The sequence below is a fragment of the Streptomyces vinaceus genome (assembly GCF_008704935.1).
Classification (GTDB): domain Bacteria; phylum Actinomycetota; class Actinomycetes; order Streptomycetales; family Streptomycetaceae; genus Streptomyces; species Streptomyces vinaceus.
This window is the reverse complement of record NZ_CP023692.1, coordinates 1,782,156-1,806,902: the sequence shown is the minus strand read 5'-3', so window position 1 is coordinate 1,806,902 and position 24,747 is coordinate 1,782,156. Positions and strand designations below refer to the sequence as shown.

At 73.6% G+C, this 24,747-nt stretch carries 22 protein-coding genes; 17 read left to right on the top strand and 5 right to left on the bottom strand.

The window, feature by feature from the left end:
- Positions 1 to 56 precede the first annotated feature (56 nt).
- The 3 genes from CP980_RS07915 to argF all read left to right on the top strand — a co-directional run bounded on the left by CP980_RS07915 (position 57) and on the right by argF (position 2,943).
- Positions 57 to 524, top strand: coding sequence for a hypothetical protein (locus CP980_RS07915; protein WP_229907194.1), 468 nt, complete (start codon positions 57 to 59; stop codon positions 522 to 524).
- Between the two features lie 101 nt (positions 525 to 625).
- The gene (locus CP980_RS07910; protein WP_165937355.1) at positions 626 to 1,852 is read left to right on the top strand and encodes an arginine deiminase; all 1,227 of its coding nucleotides are present in this window, start codon (positions 626 to 628) and stop codon (positions 1,850 to 1,852) included.
- Positions 1,853 to 1,929: 77 nt separating this feature from the next.
- Positions 1,930 to 2,943 carry an ornithine carbamoyltransferase gene (gene argF / locus CP980_RS07905; protein ID WP_132759121.1) on the top strand — a complete coding sequence of 338 codons (1,014 nt, stop codon included), beginning with the start codon at positions 1,930 to 1,932 and terminating at the stop codon, positions 2,941 to 2,943.
- Between the two features lie 20 nt (positions 2,944 to 2,963).
- Here argF and CP980_RS07900 read toward each other — a convergent pair whose 3' ends face one another.
- Positions 2,964 to 3,407, bottom strand: a complete 444-nt coding sequence (locus CP980_RS07900) for an ATP-binding protein (RefSeq protein WP_132759120.1) — start codon at positions 3,405 to 3,407, stop codon at positions 2,964 to 2,966.
- Between the two features lie 256 nt (positions 3,408 to 3,663).
- On the opposite strand from CP980_RS07900, the gene CP980_RS07895 reads away from it, so the two are divergent.
- Complete coding sequence (locus CP980_RS07895; RefSeq protein WP_099889031.1) at positions 3,664 to 4,491, top strand: enoyl-CoA hydratase family protein; 828 nt, start codon at positions 3,664 to 3,666, stop codon at positions 4,489 to 4,491.
- A gap of 4 nt (positions 4,492 to 4,495) precedes the next feature.
- The gene (locus tag CP980_RS07890; protein WP_150527836.1) at positions 4,496 to 6,754 is read left to right on the top strand and encodes a bifunctional salicylyl-CoA 5-hydroxylase/oxidoreductase; all 2,259 of its coding nucleotides are present in this window, start codon (positions 4,496 to 4,498) and stop codon (positions 6,752 to 6,754) included.
- Positions 6,755 to 6,777: 23 nt separating this feature from the next.
- On the opposite strand, the gene CP980_RS07885 is transcribed toward CP980_RS07890, so the two are convergent.
- Complete coding sequence (locus CP980_RS07885; protein ID WP_132759118.1) at positions 6,778 to 7,584, bottom strand: PaaX family transcriptional regulator; 807 nt, start codon at positions 7,582 to 7,584, stop codon at positions 6,778 to 6,780.
- A 22-nt stretch (positions 7,585 to 7,606) separates the two neighbouring features.
- Positions 7,607 to 9,235, bottom strand: coding sequence for an AMP-binding protein (locus tag CP980_RS07880; protein ID WP_132759117.1), 1,629 nt, complete (start codon positions 9,233 to 9,235; stop codon positions 7,607 to 7,609).
- 139 nt (positions 9,236 to 9,374) lie between these two features.
- On the opposite strand from CP980_RS07880, the gene CP980_RS07875 reads away from it, so the two are divergent.
- The 3 genes from CP980_RS07875 (at position 9,375) to CP980_RS35520 (ending at position 11,595) form a co-directional block, all read left to right on the top strand.
- Entirely contained in the window at positions 9,375 to 10,508 is a 1,134-nt protein-coding gene (locus CP980_RS07875) for an acyl-CoA dehydrogenase family protein (protein ID WP_150527835.1), read from the top strand.
- Entirely contained in the window at positions 10,505 to 10,909 is a 405-nt protein-coding gene (locus CP980_RS07870) for a RidA family protein (protein WP_132759115.1), read from the top strand. The genes CP980_RS07875 and CP980_RS07870 overlap by 4 nt, the downstream gene beginning before the upstream one ends.
- Positions 10,910 to 11,019: 110 nt before the next feature.
- Positions 11,020 to 11,595 carry a hypothetical protein gene (locus tag CP980_RS35520; protein ID WP_189998945.1) on the top strand — a complete coding sequence of 192 codons (576 nt, stop codon included), beginning with the start codon at positions 11,020 to 11,022 and terminating at the stop codon, positions 11,593 to 11,595.
- A 68-nt stretch (positions 11,596 to 11,663) separates the two neighbouring features.
- On the opposite strand, the gene CP980_RS07860 is transcribed toward CP980_RS35520, so the two are convergent.
- The gene (locus CP980_RS07860; protein WP_150527834.1) at positions 11,664 to 13,034 is read right to left on the bottom strand and encodes an aminopeptidase P family protein; all 1,371 of its coding nucleotides are present in this window, start codon (positions 13,032 to 13,034) and stop codon (positions 11,664 to 11,666) included.
- A 190-nt stretch (positions 13,035 to 13,224) separates the two neighbouring features.
- Between CP980_RS07860 and CP980_RS07855 the strand changes: the two genes are divergently transcribed.
- The 9 genes from CP980_RS07855 (at position 13,225) to CP980_RS07815 (ending at position 23,677) form a co-directional block, all read left to right on the top strand.
- Complete coding sequence (locus tag CP980_RS07855) at positions 13,225 to 15,624, top strand: collagenase (RefSeq protein ID WP_150527833.1); 2,400 nt, start codon at positions 13,225 to 13,227, stop codon at positions 15,622 to 15,624.
- A 101-nt stretch (positions 15,625 to 15,725) separates the two neighbouring features.
- On the top strand, positions 15,726 to 16,889 hold the full coding sequence (locus tag CP980_RS07850) for an NAD(P)/FAD-dependent oxidoreductase (RefSeq protein WP_132759112.1): 1,164 nt from the start codon (positions 15,726 to 15,728) through the stop codon (positions 16,887 to 16,889).
- Between the two features lie 139 nt (positions 16,890 to 17,028).
- Complete coding sequence (locus CP980_RS07845; protein ID WP_132759111.1) at positions 17,029 to 17,349, top strand: (2Fe-2S)-binding protein; 321 nt, start codon at positions 17,029 to 17,031, stop codon at positions 17,347 to 17,349.
- On the top strand, positions 17,324 to 18,829 hold the full coding sequence (locus tag CP980_RS07840; protein ID WP_229907193.1) for an FAD/NAD(P)-dependent oxidoreductase: 1,506 nt from the start codon (positions 17,324 to 17,326) through the stop codon (positions 18,827 to 18,829). The genes CP980_RS07845 and CP980_RS07840 overlap by 26 nt, the downstream gene beginning before the upstream one ends.
- Positions 18,830 to 18,917: 88 nt before the next feature.
- Positions 18,918 to 19,850: a dihydrodipicolinate synthase family protein gene (locus CP980_RS07835; protein ID WP_150527831.1), complete on the top strand. Its 933-nt coding sequence runs from the start codon at positions 18,918 to 18,920 to the stop codon at positions 19,848 to 19,850.
- 17 nt (positions 19,851 to 19,867) lie between these two features.
- Positions 19,868 to 20,872 (top strand): proline racemase family protein, encoded by a 1,005-nt coding sequence (locus CP980_RS07830; protein ID WP_150527830.1) that lies wholly within the window; start codon positions 19,868 to 19,870, stop codon positions 20,870 to 20,872.
- Entirely contained in the window at positions 20,869 to 21,951 is a 1,083-nt protein-coding gene (locus CP980_RS07825) for a proline racemase family protein (protein WP_150527829.1), read from the top strand. The genes CP980_RS07830 and CP980_RS07825 overlap by 4 nt, the downstream gene beginning before the upstream one ends.
- Positions 21,948 to 22,910 (top strand): ornithine cyclodeaminase family protein, encoded by a 963-nt coding sequence (locus tag CP980_RS07820; RefSeq protein ID WP_229907192.1) that lies wholly within the window; start codon positions 21,948 to 21,950, stop codon positions 22,908 to 22,910. Before CP980_RS07825 ends, CP980_RS07820 begins: the two co-directional genes overlap by 4 nt.
- Positions 22,911 to 22,966: 56 nt before the next feature.
- Complete coding sequence (locus tag CP980_RS07815; RefSeq protein WP_123512097.1) at positions 22,967 to 23,677, top strand: GntR family transcriptional regulator; 711 nt, start codon at positions 22,967 to 22,969, stop codon at positions 23,675 to 23,677.
- 64 nt (positions 23,678 to 23,741) lie between these two features.
- Here the strand turns inward: CP980_RS07815 and CP980_RS07810 are convergent, their stop codons facing one another.
- Positions 23,742 to 24,689 (bottom strand): SMP-30/gluconolactonase/LRE family protein, encoded by a 948-nt coding sequence (locus CP980_RS07810; RefSeq protein WP_150527828.1) that lies wholly within the window; start codon positions 24,687 to 24,689, stop codon positions 23,742 to 23,744.
- Positions 24,690 to 24,747 lie beyond the last annotated feature (58 nt).

The window sequence follows — 24,747 nt, the reverse complement described above, 5'->3', positions numbered from 1 at the left end:
GGAAGGACGGAACGTCACCTATGAAGATGACCGCGCGCGGAAGCATTGCGGCACTCATGACCTGTATGGCCGCGGCCGGCGCGGCCACCCCGGCCGTGGCCGACTCGGTGCCGGTGGGTGTCCCCCTGGACGCCGTGAAGACCACGCTGGGCGTGGACGCCCCGCGCGTGGCCACCGCGGTGCCGGTGCCCGTCGTCGGCGCGCCGGAGGTTCCCGTGCACCACACGGGAGATCTGCTCCCCAGCCCGATCCTCCCGTCGATGCCGATCACCACCCAGCTCGGCAGCACCCTGGTCGGGACGCCGGTGCCGAACCTGCTCGGCGACCCGAAGACGGACGGTGAGGGTTCGCTGGAGGCCCCGGCCACCGATGTGCTCGCCCGTACCCCCGGCGCGGTCGTCGGCGCCCCGCTGACGATGCCGGACGGCAGCAACTACGGCATCCCCAACCTGACCACCCCCAAGCTGGGCCTGACCGCCCCGGAACTGATCGGGGCCCCGTCGGCGCTCCTCGGCCTGCGCTGACCGCGGCCGGCGCCGCCGGGACCGCGGGGGACGCCGACCGTGCCGCGTCTCCTGAGCGAACGCCAGGTCAAAAAGCCGTCCGGTCTGCGAACGTGTACGCCATGGGATTCCATGTCGACTCCGAGACCGGGCGGCTTCGCCGCGTCATCCTCCACCGGCCCGATCTGGAGCTGAAGCGGCTCACACCGAGCAACAAGGACGCGCTGCTCTTCGACGACGTGCTGTGGGTGCGCCGGGCCCGTCAGGAACACGACGGTTTCGCCGACGTCCTGCGCGACCGCGGAGTCGAGGTGCACCTCTTCGGAGACCTCTTGGGCGAGGCCCTGGACGTCCCGGAGGCCAGACACCTCGTCCTGGACCGGGTGTTCGACGAGAAGGAGTACGGTCCGCTCGCCACCGACCACCTGCGCGCGGTCTTCGACCAGCTGCCGGTGACCGCGCTGGCCGAGGCGCTGATCGGCGGGATGACCAAGCGCGAGTACCTGGAGCGGCACGCGGAGCCGGTGTCGGTCCGCTTCCACGCGATGGAGCTGGACGACTTCCTGCTGGGGCCGCTGCCCAACCACCTGTTCACCAGGGACACCTCCGCCTGGATCTACGACGGGGTGTCCATCAACGCCATGCGCTGGCCGGCCCGGCAGCGCGAGACGGTGCACTTCGAGGCGATCTACAAGCACCACCCGCTCTTCACCTCCTCCGGGGCCTTCCACTACTGGTCCCAGGGGCAGGCGGACTACCCCTCCACCATCGAGGGCGGGGACGTGCTCGTCATCGGGAACGGCGCGGTGCTGATCGGGATGAGCGAGCGGACCACGCCGCAGGCGGTGGAGATGCTCGCGCGGGGCCTGTTCGCGGCCGGGTCGGCGACCACCATCGTGGCGCTGGACATGCCCAAGCGACGGGCCTTCATGCACCTGGACACGGTGATGACGATGGTGGACGGAGATACGTTCACTCAGTACGCGGGCCTGGGCATGCTGCGCTCGTACACGATCGAGCCGGGGGAGGGCCTCCAGGAGCTGAAGGTGACCGACCACCCGCCGGAGCACATGCACCGGGCGATCGCGGCGGCGCTCGGGCTGGACTCGATCAGGGTGCTGACCGCGACCCAGGACGTGCACGCGGCGGAGCGCGAGCAGTGGGACGACGGCTGCAACGTGCTGGCGGTCGAGCCGGGGGTGGTGGTGGCGTACGAGCGGAACGTGACGACCAACACCCACCTGCGGAAGGAAGGGATCGAGGTCATCGAGATCCCGGGCAGCGAGCTCGGGCGGGGGCGGGGCGGGCCGCGGTGCATGAGCTGCCCGGTGGAGCGGGATCCGGCCTGAGACCCCTCTGTATATCAATGCAAAGGATCGTATAGACTTCCAGCATCCCCTGTCAGCGTGATCCCTGGAGTGTCCCCATGGCCACCGACCTCGTCGGTCGCAGTTTCCTCAAGGAGCTCGATTTCACCGCCGCCGAGTTCCGCGGTCTGATCGAGCTCGCGGCCGAACTGAAGGCGGCCAAGAAGGCCGGGGCGGAGCAGCGCCGCCTCCAGGGCAGGAACATCGCGCTCGTCTTCGAGAAGACCTCGACGCGCACGCGCTGCGCGTTCGAGGTCGCCGCCGCCGACCAGGGCGCGCACACCACCTACCTCGACCCGGCCAGCTCCCAGATCGGCCACAAGGAGTCGGTCAAGGACACGGCACGGGTGCTGGGCCGGATGTTCGACGCGATCGAGTACCGGGGGGACAGTCAGGAGGCCGTCGAGGCGCTCGCGGCCCACTCCGGCGTGCCGGTCTACAACGGCCTCACCGACGACTGGCATCCCACCCAGATGCTGGCCGACGTGCTCACCATGACCGAGCACTGCGCCAAGCCGCTGGAGCGCGTCTGCTTCGCCTACCTCGGCGACGCCCGCTTCAACATGGGCAACTCGTACCTGGTCACCGGCGCGCTGCTGGGCATGGACGTACGCATCGTCGCGCCGAAGGCCTACTGGCCGGCCGAGGCCGTGGTCGCGCGGGCTCGTGAGCTCGCGGCCGCCAGCGGGGCCCGGATCACGCTGACGGAGGAGGTCGCCGAGGGCGTGGCCCAGGCCGACTTCGTCGCCACGGACGTGTGGGTGTCCATGGGCGAGCCCAAGGAGGTCTGGGACGAGCGGATCGCCGCCCTGGCCCCGTACGCCGTCACGATGGACGTGCTGCGCGCGACCGGCAACCCGGACGTGAAGTTCCTGCACTGCCTGCCGGCCTTCCACGACCTGGGCACCAAGGTCGGCCGGGAGATCCACGAGCGGCACGGGCTGGACTCGCTGGAGGTGACGGACGAGGTGTTCGAATCCGCGCACTCCGTCGTCTTCGACGAGGCCGAGAACCGGCTGCACACCATCAAGGCCGTGCTCGTCGCGACCCTCGCCCCGCCGGTCGCCGGTTAGGACCGCTCAGCTCCGCATACTCATGCGGGCCGGGCCGCCAGGGTGAACCAGACGGCCTTGCCGTCCGCCGTCGGGCGGTGGCCGCAGGCCGAGCTGAGGGCGCGGATCAGCAGCAGCCCGCGGCCGTGCTCCTGCCAGGGGTCCGGCATCAGGTCGTCCAGACGGGTGCCCGGGGGGCCCTGGGCGGCGATCGCGCCCAGGACGCCGGGCGGGCGCGGGTCCCCGTCGTGGACCTCGACCTGGCAGCCGCTCGCCCGCAGCTCCACGACCAGCTCGATCGGGGCGTCCCCGGCGGTGTGCTCCACGGCGTTGGCGACCAGTTCCGCGGTCAGCAGCTCCGCCGTGTCGCTGTCGGCGTGCACGACGGGCACGTCGGTGAGCGCCGTACGGACGAGGGCGCGGGCGATCGGCACGGCGGCAGGCGTGCGGGGCAGCGGGATCCGCCAGGCGGAGACGTCGGGCATGCGGGGACCGTCCGTTCCGGGAGCAGGAGCAGGGGCAGGGGCAGGGGCCGGGGGGAGGGGGAACTTCCGCTTTCAACGATACGGAGTGCCTCAGAAGTTCCGCAGGGCACCCCGGCGCCCGCGCAAGGGACGTAGGTCACGGCGTGCCGGGACCTTCGACGCCGGAGCCTTCGACCCCGTGTCGGCGGGAGCCGGCCCTCACCCTTGTGTCGCGTTTCTGTGACGGCAGTCACGATGCAGTGATACCGTCGATCACGTGAGCCCCTTCATCGGTTCCACAGCAGCGACCGAACGGTGGCGCCACCTGCGGGTGACCCGGCAGGACGGCGTGGCCACCGTCACCCTCGACCGCCCCGAGAAACTCAACGCCCTCACCTTCGGCGCCTACGCCGACCTGCGCGACCTGCTCGCCGAGCTCTCCCGCGAGCGCACCGTGCGCGCCCTCGTCCTCGGCGGCGAGGGGCGCGGCTTCTGCTCCGGCGGGGACGTCGACGAGATCATCGGCGCCACCCTCGCCATGGACACCTCCCAGCTCCTCGATTTCAACCGGATGACCGGCCAGGTGGTCCGCGCCATCCGAGAATGCCCCTTCCCGGTGATCGCCGCCGTACACGGGGTCGCCGCGGGCGCCGGGGCCGTCCTCGCCCTCGCCTCCGACTTCCGCATCGCCGACCCCACCGCCCGTTTCGCGTTCCTCTTCACCCGCGTCGGCCTCTCCGGCGGGGACATGGGCGCCGCGTACCTGCTGCCCCGCGTCGTCGGCCTCGGCCACGCGACCCGGCTGCTGATGCTCGGAGAGGCCGTCCGCGCACCGGAGGCCGAGCGCATCGGCCTGCTCAGCGAGGTCACCGAGGAGGGCAAGGCCGGCGTACGGGCCGCCGAGCTCGCCGCCCACCTCGCCGCCGGGCCGGCCCTCGCCTACGCGCAGACCAAGGCACTGCTGACCGCCGAACTCGACATGCCGCTCGCGGCCTCGGTCGAGCTCGACGCCAACACCCAGGCCCTGCTGATGAACGGCCGGGACTACGCCGAGTTCCACGCCGCCTTCACCGGGAAGCGGCCGCCGGAGTGGAAGGGCAGGTAGCGCCATGCGGGCAGGCAGCGCATTGCGGGTCGCCGTCGTCGGCGGCGGGCCCGGGGGCCTGTACGCCGCCGCGCTGCTGGCCCGCCAGGGCCACACGGTGGAGGTGTGGGAGAAGAACGCCCCCGAGGCCACCTTCGGCTTCGGCGTGGTGCTCTCCGACGAGACCCTCGGCGGCATCGAACGGGCCGACACGGTGGTCTACGCGGCCCTCGGCGCCGAGTTCGTACGCTGGGACGACATCGACATCGTGCACCGGGGGCGGCTGCTGACCTCCGGCGGGCACGGTTTCGCGGCCCTCGGCCGGCGGCGGCTGCTGGAGATCCTCCACGAGCGCTGCGCCGGACTCGGGGTCAGGCTCCGCTTCCGCACCCCCGCACCCGCCGCCGCGGCCCTGGCGGCCTCGTACGACCTGGTCGTCGCGGCCGACGGGGTGCACAGCGCGACCCGGCAGGGCGGCGCCGCGCACTTCCGCCCGACGCTCACGAGCGGGCGGTGCCGTTACATCTGGCTCGCCGCCGACTTCGCCTTCGACGCGTTCCGCTTCGAGATCGCGGAGACCGAGCACGGCGTCATGCAGCTGCACGCCTACCCGTACTCCGCGGACGCTTCCACCGTCATCGTGGAGATGCACGAGGACGTCTGGCGCGCCGCCGGCTTCGACCTGTGCGACGAGGCCGAGTCGGCCGCGCGCTGCGCCAAGATCTTCGGCGAGGCCCTGCGCGGGCGCCCGCTGCACGGCAACCGCTCGGCGTGGACCGAGTTCCGTACGGTCGTCAACGAGCGGTGGTCGCACGGGAACGTCGTCCTGCTCGGGGACGCGGCGCACACCGCGCACTTCTCCATCGGCTCCGGCACGAAGCTGGCGGTGGAGGACGCGCTCGCGCTGGCCGAGGCCGTGGCCACGGAGCCGGACGTACCCGCCGCCCTCGCCGCCTACGAAGCCGCCCGGCGGCCGGCGGTGGCCTCGACCCAGCGGGCCGCCGCCGCCAGCATGCGCTGGTTCGAGGAACTCGCAGGGTACGTGGACCAGCCCGCCCGGCAGTTCGCCTTCAACCTGCTCACCCGCAGCCGCCGGGTGACCCACGACAACCTGCGGCTGCGCGACGAGCGGTTCACCCGGGCCGTGGAACGCGACTTCGGCTGCCCGGACGAGCACACCCCGCCGATGTTCACGCCGCTGAAGCTGCGTGGGCTGACCCTGCGCAACCGGGTCGTGGTCTCCCCGATGGACATGTACAGCGCCCCGGACGGCGACGGGACGCCCGGGGACTTCCACCTGGTGCACCTGGGGGCGCGGGCCCTCGGCGGAGCCGGCCTGGTGATGACCGAGATGGTCTGCGTATCGGCCGAGGGCCGCATCACCCCCGGCTGCACCGGCCTGTACACGGCCGCGCAGGCGCGGGCCTGGACCCGGATCGCCGACTTCGTGCACGGCTCCGCGCCCGGCACCGCCCTCGGCGTCCAGCTCGGCCACTCGGGCCGCAAGGGCTCGACGCGGGTGATGTGGGAGGGCATGGACGACCCGCTCCCGGAAGGCAACTGGCCGCTGGTGGCCGCCTCGGAACTGCCCTACCGGCCGGGCGTCTCGGCCGTCCCGCGCGCACTGACCGAGGCGGACCTCGCCTCGATCCGCTCCGATTTCGCGGCCGCCGCCGTGCGGGCCGCGGGCTGCGGGTTCGACCTGCTGGAACTGCACTGCGCCCACGGCTACCTGCTGTCCGGCTTCCTGTCCCCGCTCACCAACCACCGCACGGACGCCTACGGCGGCCCCCTGGAGAACCGGCTCCGCTTCCCGCTGGAGGTCTTCGACGCGGTCCGCGCCGTCTGGCCCGCGGACCGGCCGATGACCGTCCGCATCTCGGCCACCGACTGGGCCCCCGGCGGGACGTCCGCCCAGGACGCGGTGGACATCGCGGCCGCCTTCGCCGCGCACGGCGCCGACGCCATCGACGTGTCGACCGGGCAGGTGGTGGCGGACGAGAGCCCCGAGTACGGGCGCTCGTACCAGACCCCCTACGCGGACCGGATCCGCAACGCGCTCGGCGTCCCCGTCATCGCCGTCGGCGCGATCTCCTCCTGGGACGACGTGAACTCCCTCCTGCTGGCGGGCCGCGCGGACCTCTGCGCCGTGGGCCGCCCCCACCTGTACGACCCCCACTGGACCCTGCACGCGGCCGCCGAACAGTCCTACGCGGGCCCGGCCGCCCCCTGGCCCACCCCCTACCAGGCCGGCAGCCGCACCCCCCCGACCGGCCGCGGCTGACGACGGGCCCCGGTGCGGCGGGGCTAGGGTTCGACGAAGGCCGCTCCGGGTTCGCGGAGGCGGGCGTGGAGTTCCGTGAAGACCGCCGCCGCGCGGTCGCCCGGCCAGTCCGCGGGCAGCAGTTCGCGGGGCAGGCCCGGGTCGGCGTACGGCAGGCGCCGCCAGGTGTCCAGGGCGAGCAGGTAGCCGCGGTAGGCCTCCTCCGCGGTGGGGGCCGGGCCCGACTGCAGGGCGCGCAGCACCGGCTCGTGCAGGTCGAGGAATTCCTCGTGCTGCTTGGCCAGCGAGGTCAGGTCCCACCACCGGGCCACCGCGTCGGCGGTCGGGGCGAAGCCCAGGTGGCCGCCGCGGAACAGCTCCACGTACGCCGTCAGGTGCAGCCGGTCCAGGGTGTGCCCGGTCTCCTCGTACAGGTGGGCCGGGGCGATCCACACCCCCGGCGCCACCGCGCCGAAGCCCAGGCGCGCGAGCCGCGAGCGCAGCAGGTGCCGCTTGTGCCGTTCCTGCTCCGGTACGGAGAACACCGCCAGCAGCCATTCCCCCGCCGGGTCCGCGCCCCGCTGCCCGTAGATCCGCCGGTCGCCGTCGTCCAGCAGCTGCCGGGCCTCCGCGGAGAGCGCGTACCCCGCCGAGCCGTCCGCGGCGCGCTGGGGCAGCAGGAAGCCGCGCCGCTTCAGCCGGGACACCGACGAGCGGACCGACGGGGCGTCCACGCCGGCCGCCCCCAACAGGCGGACAAGCGCGGACACCGGGACCGGTCCCTCGAAGGACCGCCCGTAGGCGCCGTAGAACGTGACGATCAGAGATCGCGGAGTGTGCTGCTCGACCACGGGTTCACTCTAGGCTTGTCGATCAGGCCGGGCTCGCGGTGTCGCGCAGCCGGAAGCGCTGCAGTTTGCCCGTCGCCGTCCGGGGGAGGGCCGGGAGGAAGACGAAGGCGCGCGGGCACTTGTACGGGGCCAGCTCCGCCCGCATGAACGCGCGCAGGGCCTCCTCGTCCGGCTCCGCGCCCGCCCGTACGACGGCGTACGCCACCACGATCTGCCCGCGTCGCTCGTCCGGGCGGCCCACCACCGCCGCCTCCACCACGTCCGGGTGGCGCATCAGGGCTTCCTCCACCTCCGGGCCCGCGATGTTGTAGCCCGCCGAGACGATCATGTCGTCGGCCCGGGCGACGTACCGGAAGTAGCCCTCCGGATCGCGGACGTAGGTGTCGCCGGTCAGGTTCCAGCCGTCCCGTACGTACTCCTCCTGCCGCGGATCCGCCAGATACCGGCAGCCCACCGGGCCGCGCACCGCCAGCAGCCCCGGCTCGTTGTCCGCGACCGGCCGCCCGGAGGCGTCCACGACCCGGGCCTGCCAGCCCGGCACCACGCGGCCGGTCGTCCCCGGGCGGATGTCCTCGTCGGCCGCGGAGATGAAGATGTGCAGCAGCTCGGTGGCGCCGATGCCGTTGATGATGCGCAGTCCGGTGCGCTCGTACCAGGCCTGCCAGGTGGCCGCCGGGAGGTTCTCGCCCGCCGAGACGCAGCGGCGCAGCGCGGACAGGTCGTACGTGCCCACCTCGCCCGTCCCGAGCTCGTCCAGCATCGCCCGGTACGCGGTCGGCGCGGTAAACAGCACCGAGACCCGGTGCTGGGCGAGGGCCGGCAGCAGCCGGCGCGGGACCGCCTGGTCGAGCAGGAGCGCCGAGGCCCCGGCCCGCAGCGGGAAGACGACCAGGCCGCCCAGCCCGAAGGTGAAGCCGAGGGGCGGACTGCCCGCGAAGACGTCGTCGGGGCGGGGGCGCAGGACGTTGCGGGAGAAGGTGTCGGCGACCGAGAGCAGATCGCGGTGGAAGTGCATGCAGCCCTTGGGGCGGCCGGTGGTCCCCGAGGTGAACGCGATCAGGGCCACGTCGTCGGCGGAGGTCTCCACGGCGGGGAAGGGCGCCCGGTACCGGTCGGCCAGCCGCAGCAGGTCGTCGGCGCCCTCCCCGCCGTACGGGGTGATCCGCAGGCCGGGCACCTCCGCCTTGGCCAGGTCGTCCAGCACGTCCGCGTGACACAGCGCGTGCCCTACCCGGGCCATCGCGCAGACCGTGGCCAGCTCCTGCGCCCGCTGCTGGGCCAGGACCGTCACCGCCACCGCGCCCGCCTTCATCACCGCCAGCCAGCACGCGGCGAGCCAGGGCCCGGTGGGGCCGCGCAGGAGCACCCGGTTCCCGGGGACCACGCCGAGGTCGGCCGTGAGCACGTGGGCGATGCGGTCCACGCGCGCCCGCAGCCCGCCGTACGACCACACCTCGCCGGTGCCGCTGCGGAAGGCGGGGCGGTCCGGGCCGAACCGGTCGATGGTGGCGTCGAGCAGCTCCGCGCCGCAGTTGAGCCGGTCCGGGTAGGCCAGTTCGGGGAGCTCGAAGAGGAGCCGCGGCCAGGCGTGCGGCGGCGGCAGATGATCGCGCGCGAAGGTGTCGGCGTGGGCGGAAGGCTTGAGCTCCAAGGCGGGTTCGCCCCCTTGCAACGACAGCGGCTCCCCGGGCGAGGGGCCGAAGTGGCGGAGCGGGCCGTGCGGGTGCGGTACGAGCGTATCGTGATGGTGACGGCAGTCAACAGGACGCGATAGAAGCGGGGATGTTCGGATGACCGGATTCGCGCTCGGGGCGGAACAAGAGGAGTGGTGCGGGCAGCTGCGCGCGCTGGCGGCGGAGCGGCTGCGGCCGCTCGCCGACAAGGGGGAGCCGGGGCGGGTCAACCGCCCGCTGCTCGCGGCGCTGGGCGAGCTGGGCCTGCTGGAGCGGGTCTTCACCTCGGGGGCGCTGGAGCTCTGCCTGCTCCGCGAATCCCTCGCGTACGGGTGCACGGAGGCGGAGACGGCCCTCGCCCTGCAGGGCCTGGGGGCGCATCCGGTGCTCGCCTCGGGTACGCAGGAGCAGCGGGCGCGCTGGCTGCCGGAGGTACGGGCCGGGCGGGCGGTGGCCGCCTTCGCGCTGAGCGAGCCGGGGGCGGGCTCGGACGCGGCGGCACTGGCGCTGGAGGCCGTACGGGACACCGGGAGCGCGGCGGACCGGGACGGCGGCGGCTGGCGGCTCAGCGGGGAGAAGTGCTGGATCTCCAACGCCCCCGAAGCGGACTTCTACACGGTGTTCGCCCGGACGGGCGAGGGCCCCGCGGCCAAGGGGGTCACCGCCTTCCTGGTCCCGGCCGACCGGGCCGGGCTCTGCGGCGAGCCGCTGGACATGCTCTCCCCGCATCCGATCGGGCGGCTGTCCTTCGACGGGGTCCCGGTGGGCCCGCAGGACCTGCTCGGCGAGCCCGGCCGGGGCTTTCGCGTGGCGATGGACACCCTGAACCGGTTCCGGCCCAGCGTGGGCGCCTTCGCCGTGGGCATGGCCCGGGCCGCCCTGGACGCGACCTTGGCGTACACGGCGGCCCGCCGCGCCTTCGGCGGCGTCCTGGGGGACCTCCAGGCGGTGGGCCACCGGGTGGCGGAGATGGCCACCCGGACCGAGGCCGCCCGGCTCCTGGTGTACGCGGCGGCGGGCGCGTACGACGCCGGCTCGCCGGACGTCCCGCGCCGGTCGGCGATGGCCAAACTGCTCGCGACGGAGACCGCCCAGTACGTGGTGGACCACGCGGTGCAGCTGCACGGGGCCGTCGCCCTCCAGCGCGGCCACCTGCTGGAGCACCTGTACCGGGAGGTCCGGGCGCCGAGGATCTACGAGGGCGCCAGCGAGGTCCAGCGCACCATCATCGCGAAGGAGCTCTACCGGTGAGCCTGGAGCGGATCAATCCGGCGGAGCTCTCCCCGGCGACGGGTTTCTCGCACGCCGTGGCCGCGAGCGGCACCCGGCTCGTCTTCCTGGCGGGCCAGACCGCGCTCGACACCGAGGGCAAGGTGGTGGGGGAGGACCTGCCCGGGCAGTTCGAACGCGCGCTGGGCAACCTGCTGGCCGCCCTCGCCGCGGCGGGCGGCACTCCGGCGGACCTGGCCCGGGTGACCGTGTACACGGTCGACGTGGAGGCGTACCGCGTGCACGCGCCCGAACTGGGCCGTATCTGGCGCCGGCTGGCCGGCCGGGACTATCCGGCGATGGCCGTCATCGGGGTCGTCCGGCTCTGGGACGAGCCCGCCCTGGTGGAACTGGACGGTATCGCCGTACTCGGTACGGGCTAGTTCTGGTTGCCGCAGCGCTGACCAGGTGCCTTTGACAGTCGGCCGGGGAGGGGTGAGGGTGGGAATGACCTTTTTGTAAGGAATGTCTCAATCCTCGGAGGTGCATGGTCATGCGCCGTGTCATCACCGCGACGATCGTGGCAGGAGCCGCGGGCGTCGCGCTCGGTCTGATGCCTGTCGGCGGAGCGGTTGCCGCAGGTCTGCCGCAGACCCAGCAGAACAACTCCGGTTGGTGCTCCGACGACTGGCGCTCGCACAACAACTGGCGTGACTGCTGCGACTCCTCGCGCTGGAACAACTGGAACGAGCGGCCCAGCTGGTGCTGGGACGACGACTCGTGGAACAACGGCCGTCACAACAACGCCAACTGGAACGACAACTGGAACAACGGCCGCTGGAACGACAGTCGCTCGGGCCATGACAACCGCAACGACAACAACTGGAGCGGTGGCCACGACAACGGCTGGAGCGACAACGGATCCGGCCGCGGCGGTTACGGCGGCGACGGTGGCGGTGGCGGCCACGACGGTGGCGGCGGCGGTGGCAACGGCGGCGGCGACGGTGGTGGCGGTGGCGGTGGCCACGACGGCGGCGGCGGTGGCGACGGTGGCGGCGGCGGAGGCAACGGCGGCGGTGGTGGCGGCAACGGCGGCGGTGGCGGCGGTGGTGGAGGCGGGGGCCACTAGATCCAGCCACGCGGGACACGGGTCCTGCCTGCCCGAAGGCAGGCAGGACCCGTTCCGTCCGCGGTTGCTCAGCCGGCGAGCAGGTTCCCCATCCACTCCTCGATCCCCGCGACCGTGCGGGGCAGGGCGCCCGACATCAGCCGGGCGCCCTCCGCCGTGATGACCAGGTCGTCCTCGATGCGCACGCCGATGCCCCGAAGCTCCGGCGGCAGGGTCTCGTCGTCCGGCTGGAGGTACAGGCCCGGCTCGACCGTCAGCACCTGGCCCTCCTCCAGCACCCCGTCCAGGTAGGTCTCCGCGCGCGCCTTCGCGCAGTCGTGGACGTCGAGCCCCAGCATGTGACCGCTGCTGCACAGCGTGTACCGCCGGTGCAGATCGCCCCGCGCGTCCTTCAGGACGCCCCACTCCGCCAGCCCCTCCGCGATCACCCGCATCCCGGCCCGGTGGAAGTCCCGGAAGCTGGCGCCCGGGCGCAGCGCCGCGATGCCCGCGTCCTGCGCGGCCAGGACCAGTTCGTACACCTGCCGCTGGACGGGGGAGAACCGCCCCGACAGCGGGAGGGTGCGCGTGATGTCCGCGGTGTAGAGGCTGTCGGTCTCCACGCCCGCGTCCAGCAGCAGCAGATCGCCGCGGTCGAGCCGGCCGTCGTTGCGGATCCAGTGCAGCACGCACGCGTGCGCGCCCGAGGCGGCGATCGTGTCGTACCCGGTGCCGTTGCCCTCCGCCCGCGCGCGCAGGCCGAACACCCCCTCGATCCACCGCTCGCCGCGCGGGTGCGCCAGGGCGCGCGGCAGCGCCCGTACGACGTCCTCGAAACCGGCGGCGGTGTGGTCGACGGCGAGCTGGAGCTGCCCGACCTCCCAGGCGTCCTTCACCAGGCGCAGCTCCGACAGGGCGGCGGCCAGTTCGGTGTCGGTGGCGGCGTCGCGGCCCGCCGGGGAGCCGAGATCGTCCAGGTGGGCGCAGCGCAGGCCGGTCAGCCGCTCGGCCTCGGCCAGGTCGGGGCGGCGGCCGACCCAGAACTCCCCGTAGCGGCGGTCCCGGTAGAACTCCTCGTTGCCGCCGGAGCGCGGGGAGCGGGGGCGCAGGTACAGCACGGGCTCGTGGCCGTGCGGGCCGGAGGGCTCCAGGACCAGGACGTGGCCCACCTGGTCCTCGCCGGTCAGCCCGGTCAGCCAGGCGTACGCGCTGTGCGGGCGGAAGCGGTGGTCGCAGTCGTTGGTGCGGACCTTGAGTTCGCCGGCCGGGATGATCAGCCGCTCCCCCGGGAAGCGCGCCGAGAGCCGCTCGCGCCGGACCGGGGTGACCTCGTACGCGGACACCCGCGCGGTGTCGGGGAGGGGGGACGGCGCCCAGTCGGCGGCCATGAAGCGGGACAACTCCGGTGATACCGGGAGGTCGTGGCTGCCGATGTTGAGTCGGGAGGGGGTGTCGGTCATCGGGGCTCCCTCAAGAAGGTGCGAACTGGTGGGCGCACAGGTCTTGTCAGTGCAATTTCACATTACTATGTTACAGCTCACACCGCGGCACGTTAATCCCCGTCAAACGCCGGGTGACGCAGGGCAGTTCAGACATTTCATGTATTCGCGCACCACTTCCCCCACCTCCCTTCCCAACCAGGAGTTCTTGGTGTCCCAGCACAGAGCTGTGCGTACGTCCCTCCTCTCCGCCGCCGTCGCCGTCACGCTCCTCGCCTCCGCCGGCCAGGCCGTGTCCCAGACCGCGGACCGGGCCCCCGTGGCCGCGCCCGCCCCGGCCGCCGTGCCCGGCACCTTCACCTCCGGCGCTCCCGGCGCGAACCCGTTCGACGAGGTCGACCACCTCGCCTCGCCCAAGGAGGCCGCGCCGGCGACGGCCCAGGCTCCGGGCGGGCTGGCCGCCGACGGCCGCGTCCCCGGCGCCGCCCCGGCCGCCGCCCCGGCCGCGCACCTCACCGAGCGCGGTGAGAAGAGCCGCGAGCGCGCCGCCGTCCAGGCCGCGCCCACGGCGCGCAGCGTCGCCGCGGGCGTCCCCTGCACCCTCGACGGGATCACGGGCCTGAGCCCGGAGCAGCTCGCCGACTTCCTCGCCGACCCGGCCGTCACCGCCGACGGCTGTCTGCGCGGGCTGATCTGGACCTGGGACGCCCGCCTCGCACCCGTCATGGACGACGCGCACGTCCAGGCCGTCGCCCGCCGGATATCCGGCCTGGCCGCCGCGCACGACGGCCGTAACTCCTCCCACCTGGAGGAGATGTTCACCTACCTCCACGCGGCCGTCTACCACGACTTCTCGCGCGAGGAGATCGACCTGACGGACGCCGCGACCGCCGCCGTCATGAGCCGGGCCGTCACCGACTTCGGCAACGCGGCCCGCACCTTCGACGCCACCGCCTCCAACGCCCGGACCCTGCGCGAGGCCCTCTACTCCACCGGCCCCGGCATGCGCCAGACCCAGCTCGGACTGATCAAGAAGGTCCTGACCACCCTGGACGCCTCGCACCCCGCCACCAGCGGCGACGCGAACTGGGGCGGCGCCGCCCTCGCGGCCCTCACGGTCAACTACCTCGGTGTGTACCCGGGCAACCAGGACGCCGCCTTCCAGGCCGCCGCCAAGGCCGACCCCGGCTACCGGGCCGCCTTCAAGGCCTTCGCCGGCTACACCCACCTCAAGGGCACCACCAACGCCTGGGTGGTGCGCGACGCGCTGGGCGAGTACGGCCGCTTCGGCCAGATCGAGGGACTCCAGGACCAGATATCCGCCGACCTCGGCGGCCTGCTGGAGCCGGTCAAGTCCGCCTTCGGGACCGGCAGCGAGCCCTGGGCCAAGATCGTCTCCTGGCTGAACACCTACAACGCGTGCAAGCAGTACGGGGTGTGCAAGGAGGACATCGAGAAGATGCTCTTCCCGAACACCTACACCTACGACAACGGCGGCATCAAGGTCCGCACGGCCCTGGACCGGGCCACCGTCGACCAGCTGTACTACGCGAGCAAGCAGGTCAAGACGCAGTTCCACCGGGTCGTCGGGACCGACCAGCCGCTGGCCGGCGACCCCAACACCACGCTGAACATCGTGCTGTACGCCTCCCGCGCCGACTACGTGACCTACCAGACGATGCTGTACGGATACGGCACGGAGAACGGCGGCATGTACATCGAGAACGGCGCCACGTTCTACACGTACCAGCGCCGTGTCCCGCAGGACTCCTCCCTCACCCTCGAAGAGCTCTTCCGGCACGAGTACACGCACTACCTCAACGGCCGTTTCGCCGTCCCCGGGTTCTTCGGCGAGGGCCCCTGGTACGAGGGCGACCGGACGACCGCCATGGACGAGGGCACGGCCGAGTTCTTCGACGGCGCCACCCGCGACAACGGCATCGCCGTCCGCAAGTCCCTGGTCAAGGGCGTCATGGCCGACACGGCCGGCGGCGGCCCGCGGATGACGGTCGAGCAGCTGCTGAACGCGACGTACGACGGCGACGGCTTCCGCTTCTACAACTACGCGGGCACCTTCTTCGAGTTCCTGTGGACCGAGAAGCCCTCGCTGCTGCGCGAGATGTACACCCACCTGCGGGCCAACGACGTGGCCGGGTACGACGCCTGGCGCCACCGCATGGGCGCGGACACCTACCTCCAGCGCGACTACAACCGCTTCCTGGACGCGCAGATCGCCAAGGTCGACCAGCTGTACGTGCCGAACACCAGCTACACGCCCAACGACCAGCTGCGCGACGCGGCGCTGGGATCCGTGAAGTCGGCCTTCGCGACGGCCACGTACAACACCCCGGACTGCGTGGAGAACGGCGACTCCGGCAAGCGCCGGTTCACCTGTACCGGCCGGATCACCGCCAACCTGAAGAACTGGCGCAGCGACGACCAGAACTTCAAGGACATGTCGGAGACGGTGGACTACTTCATCCTCGACCGGGCGGGCGCGGCCTCCAACAACCTGGCCGACATGAACTGCTCCTTCAGCCCCGTGGAGATCTGGACCGACCACAAGGCGGGCACGTCGAGCTACAGCTGCGAGGGCCCGCTGCGCAGCTGACCGGCGACGGCGGCCGGTCCCTTCCGCAAGCGGGGGCGGGACCGGCCGCCGGACCTCGGCGGCGTCTAGGCACCTCCTGAAGAATGTGACATATTACTGCCGTGCCCAAGAGACATCCCCTGGACGTCGTGATCATCGGCGCCGGCGTCGTCGGCGCCGCGATCGCCTACTACGCGGCCCGCTCCGGACTCTCCGTCGCCGTCGTCGACCGCGGCCCCGTCGCGGGCGGTACGACGGGGGCCGGCGAGGGCAACCTGCTCGTCTCCGACAAGGAGGCCGGCCCGGAACTCGACCTGGCCCTGCTGTCGGCGGGCCTGTGGCGCGAACTCGCCGCCACCCTCCCGCAGGAGATCGAGTACGAGGCCAAGGGCGGGCTCGTCGTCGCCCCGGACGAGGCTTCGCTGGCCGCCCTGCGGAAGTTCGCCGAGGGACAGCGCACCTGCGGGGTCGAAGCCGTCGAGGCGGGGCCCGGAGAACTCCGCGAGCTGGAACCCCATCTGGCCCGGGGCCCGGCCGGCGGATTCCTGTACCCGCAGGACGCCCAGGTCCACCCGGCCCAGGCGGCGGCGAGACTGCTGGCCGCATCGGGCGCCTCGGTCCACCTGGGGGAGGAGGTGACCGCGATCCTGACCGGGCCGGCGGGCGTACGCGGTGTGCGCACGCGTGGCGGTGAACTCCTCGCGCCGGCGGTGGTGAACGCGGCCGGCACCTGGGGCGGGCGCATCGCGGAACTGGCCGGGGTGACCTTGCCGGTGCTCCCGCGCCGCGGGTTCGTCCTGGTGACGGAGCCGCTGCCGCGGCTGGTCCGGCACAAGGTCTACGCCGCCGACTACATCGCGGACGTCGCCAGCGGTTCGGCGTCCCTCCAGTCCTCGGCGGTGGTCGAGGGCACCCCGTCGGGGCCCGTGCTGATCGGTGCGACGCGGGAGCGGGTCGGCTTCGACCGCTCCCTGTCGGTGGAGGCCCTGCGCCGGCTCGCCGGGCAGGCGGCGGCGCTGTTCCCCGTCCTGGCGGACGCCCGGGTGCTGCGCACCTACCACGGCTTCCGTCCCTACCTCCCCGACCACCTCCCGGCGATCGGACCGGACCCGCGGGTCCCGGGGCTGCTGCACGCCTGCGGCCACGAGGGTGCGGGCATCGGCCTGGCCCCCGCCACGGGCCTCCTGATCGCGGCGGCCCTCACCGGCGCGCAACCCCCGCTCCCCGGACACCCCTTCCGGCCGGACCGCTTCGCCCCGTCCGCCGACCCGGACCCCGCCCGGTGACCGGCGCCGGCCTGAAGCCCCGCCGCGGGGTCCGGGGCGGAGCCGCCGGGAGGGAGAGGTGCGGCGGGACGGGCAGCGGGCCCGCGCCGCGGAACCCGTCACCGGCCCACCGCCCGTACCCGCCCAAGGAGAGCCGCCCATGAGCCGCACCCCCCGAAACCTCGTCGGCGGAGCCCCCTCGGCCACGTACGTGCTGCGCTTCGACGGCCGCGAGCTCACCGCCCAGGCGGGCCAGAGCATCGCCGCCGTGCTGTGGGGCGCCGGGATCCTCGCCTGGCGGACCACCCGCCAAGGCGGCGCCCCGCGCGGGGCGTTCTGCGGGATCGGCAGCTGCTACGACTGCCTCGTCACCGTCAACGGCCGCCCCAATCAGCGCGCCTGCCTCGTCCCCGCCCGCCCCGGGGACACCGTCACCACCCAGGAGGGAACCGGCCGTGCCGAAGCCGAACCCGGCAACTGACCTCGCCGTCGTGGGAGCCGGCCCCGCCGGACTGGCCGCCGCCGTCACCGCCGCCGGCCTCGGGCTCCGGGTCACCCTCCTCGACGCGGGGGAGCGCCCCGGCGGCCAGTACTACCGCCACCCCGCGCCGGGGCTCGGGGCCGCGCGCCCCGAAGCCCTGCACCACGGGTGGTCCGCCTTCGCCGAGCGCGAAGCCGCCCTCCGGGCCCACCGGTCGGCCGGCCGCATCACGTACCTCCCCTCCCACCACGTCTGGACCGTGGTCCCGGACGGCCGCGGCGGCTGGACCCTGCACGCCCTCGCCGGAACCGGTCCCGACGAGGCGGCCGACACCCTGCACGCCCGGGCCGTGCTCCTGGCCACCGGGTCCTACGAGCGCCAACTGCCCTTCCCCGGCTGGACCCTCCCCGGCGTGGTCGGGGCCGGTGGGGCGCAGGCCATGCTCAAGAGCGGGCTCGTGCTGCCCGGCCGGCGCGTCGTCGTCGCCGGGAGCGGCCCGCTGCTGCTCGCCGTCGCCGGCTCCCTCGCGGCCGCCGGGGCCCGGGTGCCGGCGGTGGTCGAGGCCGCCGCGTACACCGCGTACGCCGGCCACGTCCCCGCCCTGCTCCGCAACCCCGGCAAGCTGGCCGAAGGCGCCACCTACGGCAGCGCCCTGCTGCGCCGCCACATCCGCCTGCTCACCCGGCACGCCGTGACCGAGGCCCACGGGACCGACCGGGTCGAGGCCGTCACCGTGGCCCGCCTGGACCGGGACTGGCGGCCCGTGCCCGGCACCGGGCGCCGGATCCCGTGCGACGCCGTGGCCGTGGGCCACGGGCTCGTCCCCCAGCTGGAGCTGGCGACCGGCCTCGGCTGCGCCACCCGGCGGGCCGCCGACGGCACCGTCGCCCTCGCGCTCGACGCCGAGCAGCGCACCTCCGTCCCCGGGGTCTGGTCGGCGGGCGAGACCGGCGGCATCGGCGGCGCCCAACTGGCGCTCCTCGAAGGGGAGATCGCGGCCCACTCCGTCGCCGCCCACTCCGTCGCCGCCCACTCCGTCGCGGCCCACTCCGTCGCGGCCCGTGCCGTCGCCACCCGTTCCGGCAGCGCCGGTTCCGGCAGCGCCCGCGCCGCCGCCGGGCCGGCCGCGCCCACCGCCCTGCTCCGCCGCCGCGCCCGCCTGCGCGCCTTCGCCGAGGCCATGGGCGCCGCCCACCGCCCCGCCGACGGGTGGACGGGGTGGCTGCGCGAGGACACCGACGTGTGCCGCTGCGAGGAGGTCCCGGCCGGCCGGATCCGCGAGGCCGTCCGCGACCTCGGCGCGCGGGACGCCCGTACGGTCAAACTCCTCACCCGCGCGGGAATGGGCTGGTGCCAGGGCCGTATGTGCGGGCCCGCGGTCGCCGCCCTGGCCGGCGACGGGCCCGCGCCCGACCGGCGGCCCCTGTCCTGCCCGGTCCCACTGCGCCACCTCGCCGAACTTCCCCCGGCGGACGGCTGACCGGGCGGATCGATCGGAGGGTCGGGACTCTTGTGGCCGACTCGCACCCACTAGTAAAATGTCACACACCACTCTAGGGAGCTCTCTCATGACCGACGCGCACACCGCCGCGCCCACCGCCGCTGCGGACACCCGCACCCGCCCCTGGCACGGCATCATGGTCGCCACCGCGCTGCCCCTGCGCGAGGACCTCACGGTCGACCACGACGCCTACGCCGAGCACGTGGCCTGGCTCATCGCCAACGGCTGCGACGGCGTGGTCCCCAACGGCTCCCTCGGGGAGTACCAGACCCTCACCGACGAGGAGCGGGCCCGCGTGGTCCGTACCGCCGTCGAGGCGGCCGGCGACGGCGCCCGCGTCATGCCCGGCGTCGCCGCGTACGGCAGCGCCGAGGCCCGCCGCTGGGCCGACCAGGCCGCCGAGGCCGGGGCCGGCTCCGTACTCCTGCTGCCCCCCAACGCCTTCCGGGCCGACGAGGCGACCGTACGCGCCCACTACGCCGACGTCGCCCGCGCCGGACTGCCCGTCGTCGCGTACAACAACCCCATCGACACCAAGGTGGACCTGACCCCCGGCCTGCTCGCCCGCCTGCACGGCGACGGGAGCATCGTCGCCGTCAAGGAGTTCAGCGGGGACGTCCGCCGCGCGTACGAGATCGCCGAACTCGCCCCGGGCCTCGACCTGCTCATCGGCGCCGACGACGTCCTCCTCGAACTCGCCCTCGCGGGCGCGGTCGGCTGGATCGCCGGCTACCCCAACGCCCTGCCGCGCTCCTGCGCCGAGCTCTACCGGTCCGCCGTCGCCGGGGACCTGGCCACCGCGCTGCCCCTCTACAAGTCCCTGCACTCGCTGCTGCGCTGGGACTCCAAGACCGAGTTCGTCCAGGCCATCAAGCTCTCCATGGACCTCGCGGGACGCCCCGGGGGCGCCACCCGTCCGCCCCGCTTCCCCCTCACCGGGGAGACCGAGGCGGCCGTCCGCGCCGCCACCGAGAAGGCCCTCGCCGAGGGTCACAACTGAAGCCGGGGGAAACCGGAATGCGTACGCGTCACATCTACCACGCGGTCGACTCGCACACCGAGGGCATGCCGACGCGGGTGATCACCGGGGGCGTCGGGGTGATCCCCGGCGCCACGATGGCCGAGAAGCGGCTCCACTTCATCGAGCACCTGGACCACGTCCGGACCCTGCTCATGTACGAGCCGCGCGGCCACTCCGCGATGAGCGGAGCCGTCCTGCAGCCCCCCACCCGCCCCGACGCCGACTTCGGCGTGCTCTACATCGAGGTGTCGGGCCTGCTCCCGATGTGCGGGCACGGCACCATCGGGGTCGCCACCGTCCTGGTCGAGACGGGCATGGTCGAGGTCGTCGAGCCGGTCACCACCGTGCGGCTCGACACCCCGGCCGGGCTGGTGAGCGTGGACGTCCGGGTCGAGGACGGGGCGGCCACCGCCGTCACCCTCACCAACGTCCCCTCCTTCTGCGTCGGGCTCGACCTCAAGGCGGAGGTCCCCGGCTTCGGCACCGTCACCTACGACCTCGCCTACGGCGGCAACTTCTACGCCTTCGTCGAACTCGACGCCCTCGGCCTCCCCTTCGACCGGGAGCGGGGGGACGACCTGCTCGCGGCGGGCCTCGCCGTCATGGACGCGATCAACGCCTCCGCCGACCGGCCCGTCCACCCCGACAACCCCTCCATCGGCGGGGTCAAGCACGTCTACCTCGCCGCCCCCGGCTCCGACGCCCGCCGCTCCCGGCACGCGATGGCCATCCACCCGGGCTGGTTCGACCGCTCGCCGTGCGGTACGGGGACCAGCGCGCGCATGGCCCAGCTGCACGCCCGCGGCCTCCTCGCCGTCGGCGCGGACTTCGTCAACGAGTCCTTCATCGGGACCGAGTTCACCGGCCGGCTGACCGGGGAGACCACCGTCGGAGGGTTCCCGGCCGTCGTCCCCACCGTCACCGGGCGGGCCTGGATCACCGGCACCGCCCAGTACTTCCTCGACCCGTCCGACCCCTTCCCGGCGGGGTTCCTGCTGTGAGCGCCGCAGCCGCCGTCGTACGCACCGTGGACTACCACACCGCCGGGGAGCCCTTCCGGATCGTCGACTTCGCCTCGGGAGGCCTGCCGGCCGTACCCGGGGACACCGTCGCCGAGCGCTGCGCCACCGCCATCGGCCCGGGAGGCTCCGGGACGGCTCCGCGCCGCAGTCCCCTCGACGACGTACGGCGCTTCCTCGTGCAGGAGCCGCGCGGACACGCCGGGATGTACGGCGGGTTCGTGGTGCCCCCGGACGACGACGGGGCCCACTTCGGCGTGCTGTTCTGGCACAAGGACGGCTACTCCACCGCCTGCGGCCACGGCACGATGGCCCTCGGCGCCTGGGCCGTGGACACCGGCCGGGTTCCCGCGCCGGACGACGGGGACGCGCAGGTGCGCATCGACGTGCCCTCGGGGCGGGTCGCCGCGACCGTGCACCGCGCCGGCGGCCGTACCACCGGGGTCACCTTCCGCAACGTGCCGGCCCGGGTCGGCGCCCGCAAGGTGCCGGTGGCGACCACGCTGGGCCTGGCGGAGGTGGACATCGCGCACGCCGGTGCCTGCTACGCGTCCGTCGCCGCCCGGGACCTCGGCCTGGAGGTGACGCGGGCCGCGCTGCCCGGGCTGGTCCGCGCAGGACAGGAGATCCGGGCCGCGCTGGCCACCCACCCCGGGACCTGGCACCCCGGCGGACCGCTGCTCTCCGGGGTGTACGGGGTGATCCTCCACGAGGAGCTGCCCGGTACCCCGTTCGGGCCGCACCAGCGCAATGTCACCGTGTTCGCCGACGGGCAGGTCGACCGCTCGCCCTGCGGCTCGGGGACCTCGGCGCGCCTCGCGCTGCTCGCGGAGGACGGCCGGATCGGGGCGGGGGAGGACCTGCTCCACGAGTCGGTGGTGGGCACGGTGTTCACGGGGCGGGTGGTGCCGGAGGGATCCGGGGGCGGCCCGCGGGACGGCTCTCGCGAGGACGCGCGCGACGGCCTGGTCACCGAGGTCACCGGCACGGCCTACCGCACCGGCGAGCACGCCTTCATCCGCGATCCGCAGGACGCCCTCGGCGCGGGATTCCTGCTGTGATCCCGCAGTTCGAGGCCGCGGAGACGGCCGCGCTGCTGACCCCGGTCGCGGCGGCCGACGCGCTGGCCGGCGTACTGCGGGCCGGGCTGGACCCGGAGACCTGCCCGCAGCGCTCCGCCCTGCCCGTGCCGGGCGGGGGCGAGCTGCTGCTGATGCCGGCCGCGGCGGGGGAGTACGCCGGAGTGAAGATCGCCGGGGTGGCACCCGGCAACCCGGCTCTCGGGCTCCCCCGCATCACCGGGTCGTACCTGCTGCTGGACGCACCGACGCTGCGCCCGCTCGCCCTCTTCGACGGCTCGGCGCTGACCGCGCTGCGCACTCCGGCCGTCTCGGCGCTGGCCCTGCGGTACCTGGCGCCGACCGGGAGGGCACTGCGGCTGGTCCTCTTCGGCAGCGGACCGCAGGCGTACGGGCACCTCGAAGCCGTGCTCCACGTACGGGAGCTGGCGGGGGTGGTGGTCGTGGGCCGCACCCCGGACGCCGCGCGGAAGCTGGCCGAGCACGCCGGCGCCCTGGGGGTGCCGGCCCGTACGGGCACCCCGGCGGACGTGGCGGAGGCGGACCTGGTGCTCTGCTGCACGACGGCCCGCGAACCGCTCTTCGACGGGCGGCTGGTGGCCCCGGGGGCGACGGTGGTGGCGGTCGGCTCGCACGAGCCGGACGCCCGCGAGACCGACACGGCCCTGGTGCGGCGGGCGGCGGTGTACGTGGAGTCGAGGGCGGCGGCCCTGCGCGAGGCGGGGGATCTGCTGGTGCCGGAGGCGGAGGGGGCGATCGGTCCCGGTCATATCAACGGCACCCTGTCCGACCTGGTGGCGGGCCGGATGCCGGCGGCCGGGGAGCAGGGTTGTCCACAGCTCTTCAAGAGCGTGGGCATGGCCTGGGAAGATCTGGCCGTGGCGGTGGCGATGTATCGCGCCGCGGGAGGCACCACCGGTCGGGGATCAAGCGCAACGTGACATTGTACGCTGTTCCTCTGCACTCGGTGGTGCAAAGCCGGCTCGGAGGAAAAGCAATGGGTGACCTGAAGCAGCACAGCCTCATCAAGGCCCAGGAACGGCTCCGCGACCAGGTCGGCCACGCCCTTCGAGCAGCCCTGATAGCGGGTGAACTGCGCCCCGGCAGCGTCTACTCGGCGCCCGGCCTCGCCGCCGAGCTGGGGGTCTCCGCCACGCCGGTCCGCGAGGCGATGCTCGACCTGGCCCGCGAGGGCCTGGTGGAACCCGTGCGCAACAAGGGTTTCCGGATCACCGAGGTCAGTGAGCGGGACCTGGACCAGTACACCGAGCTGCGCACGATGATCGAGGTCCCGACCATCGGCCGGATCACGAAGATCGCCACGACGGAGCAGCTGGAGGAGCTGCGGCCCATCGCCGAGGAGATCGTCACCAGCGCCCGCGAGCACAACCTCATCGGCTACCTGGAGGCGGACCGCCGCTTCCACCTCTCCCTGCTGGCCCTGGCGGGCAACGACCGCCTGGTCGAGACGGTCGGCGACCTGCGCAAGCGCTCGCGGCTGTACGGACTGACGGGCCTGGACGAGGCCGGAAAGCTGGTCTCCTCCGCCGAGGAGCACATCGAGCTGCTCGACCTGATGATCGCCGGCGACGCGGAGGCGGCGGAGGCCTGCATGGTCCGCCACCTCGGCCACGTCCGCTCCCTCTGGGCCCAGGGCCGGGACGAACCGGTGGGCCGCACCCCGGGCGGCCTCGGCTCGGGCGTCTAGAGGAGCTGTCGGAGCGGCGGGGCGCCACGGCGGTCCGCCGCCCCGCCCCGCCCCCCCCGGGGGCTCAGCCGTCGAGCCAGCGCCTGCGGCCCGGGCCGGTCGGGTGCGTGCCGGTGACACCCATGACCACCGAGTAGAGGCTGGTCTGCGCGGTGATGAAGAGGCGGTTGCGCTTGGCGCCGCCGAAGGCGATGTTGGAGACGGCCTCGGGGACGTGGAGCCGTCCGATCAGGCTGCCGTCGGGGTCGTAGCAGTGCACCCCGTCGTCCATCGCGGCGGCCCAGAGCCGGCCGCCCTCGTCGAAGCGGAGGTTGTCGAAGCGGGCCTTGCCCGGCGCCGCTTCGGCGAAGACCTCGCCCTCGGACAGCGTGCCGTCGTCGCGCACGTCGAAGACCCGGATGACGCCCGCCCGGGTGTCGGACACGAACAACCGCCGCTCGTCGAGGGAGAAGACCAGCCCGTTCGGCGCGCCGAACCCGTCCGCGACCAACCGCACCGCCCCGGTGTCCGGATCGACGCGGTACACGTTGCCGGCGCCGATCTCGCTCTGCGCGCGGTGGCCCTCGTAGTCGCTGGTGATGCCGAAGTCCGGGTCGGAGAACCAGACCGAACCGTCCGACTTCACGGCCGCGTCGTTCGGGCTGTTGAGGCGTCGGCCGTTCCAGCGGTCCGCCAGCACCGTGACGGTGCCGTCGTGTTCGGTGCGGGTGACGCGGCGGTTGCCCTGCTCGCAGGTGATCAGTCGGCCCTGGCCGTCGATGGTGTTGCCGTTGGCGTTCCCGGCGTCGCGGCGGAAGACGCCGACGGCGCCGGTCTCCTCGTCCCAGCGCAGCATCCGGTCGTTGGGGATGTCGCTCCAGACCACTTGCCGCCAGGCGGGCAGGTAGACCGGCCCCTCGGCCCAGCGGCAGCCGGTGTGGAGGACCTCAAGCGCGTCATCGCCGTTCATGCACCGCCCGGTACGGAACCGGTCGTCGAGCACCTCGTACAGCCCGGGGCGCTGGCTGGTCATGGGACCTTCCCTTCCTGACGGGTGGCCGCCCGAATTTCATCTGGCCTGTATGAAAGAT

Bases quoted from the DNA above. Each gene is read 5' to 3' on its own strand.
- CP980_RS07810 (WP_150527828.1), bottom strand. From the start codon at position 24,689: ATGACCAGCCAGCGCCCCGGGCTGTACGAGGTGCTCGACGACCGGTTC.
- argF (WP_132759121.1), top strand. From the start codon at position 1,930: ATGGCCACCGACCTCGTCGGTCGCAGTTTCCTCAAGGAGCTCGATTTC.
- CP980_RS07915 (WP_229907194.1), top strand. From the start codon at position 57: ATGACCTGTATGGCCGCGGCCGGCGCGGCCACCCCGGCCGTGGCCGAC.
- CP980_RS07890 (WP_150527836.1), top strand. From the start codon at position 4,496: ATGCGGGCAGGCAGCGCATTGCGGGTCGCCGTCGTCGGCGGCGGGCCC.
- CP980_RS07910 (WP_165937355.1), top strand. From the start codon at position 626: ATGGGATTCCATGTCGACTCCGAGACCGGGCGGCTTCGCCGCGTCATC.
- CP980_RS07900 (WP_132759120.1), bottom strand. From the start codon at position 3,407: ATGCCCGACGTCTCCGCCTGGCGGATCCCGCTGCCCCGCACGCCTGCC.
- CP980_RS07875 (WP_150527835.1), top strand. From the start codon at position 9,375: ATGACCGGATTCGCGCTCGGGGCGGAACAAGAGGAGTGGTGCGGGCAG.
- CP980_RS07815 (WP_123512097.1), top strand. From the start codon at position 22,967: ATGGGTGACCTGAAGCAGCACAGCCTCATCAAGGCCCAGGAACGGCTC.
- CP980_RS07830 (WP_150527830.1), top strand. From the start codon at position 19,868: ATGCGTACGCGTCACATCTACCACGCGGTCGACTCGCACACCGAGGGC.
- CP980_RS07835 (WP_150527831.1), top strand. From the start codon at position 18,918: ATGACCGACGCGCACACCGCCGCGCCCACCGCCGCTGCGGACACCCGC.
- CP980_RS07860 (WP_150527834.1), bottom strand. From the start codon at position 13,034: ATGACCGACACCCCCTCCCGACTCAACATCGGCAGCCACGACCTCCCG.
- CP980_RS35520 (WP_189998945.1), top strand. From the start codon at position 11,020: ATGCGCCGTGTCATCACCGCGACGATCGTGGCAGGAGCCGCGGGCGTC.
- CP980_RS07845 (WP_132759111.1), top strand. From the start codon at position 17,029: ATGAGCCGCACCCCCCGAAACCTCGTCGGCGGAGCCCCCTCGGCCACG.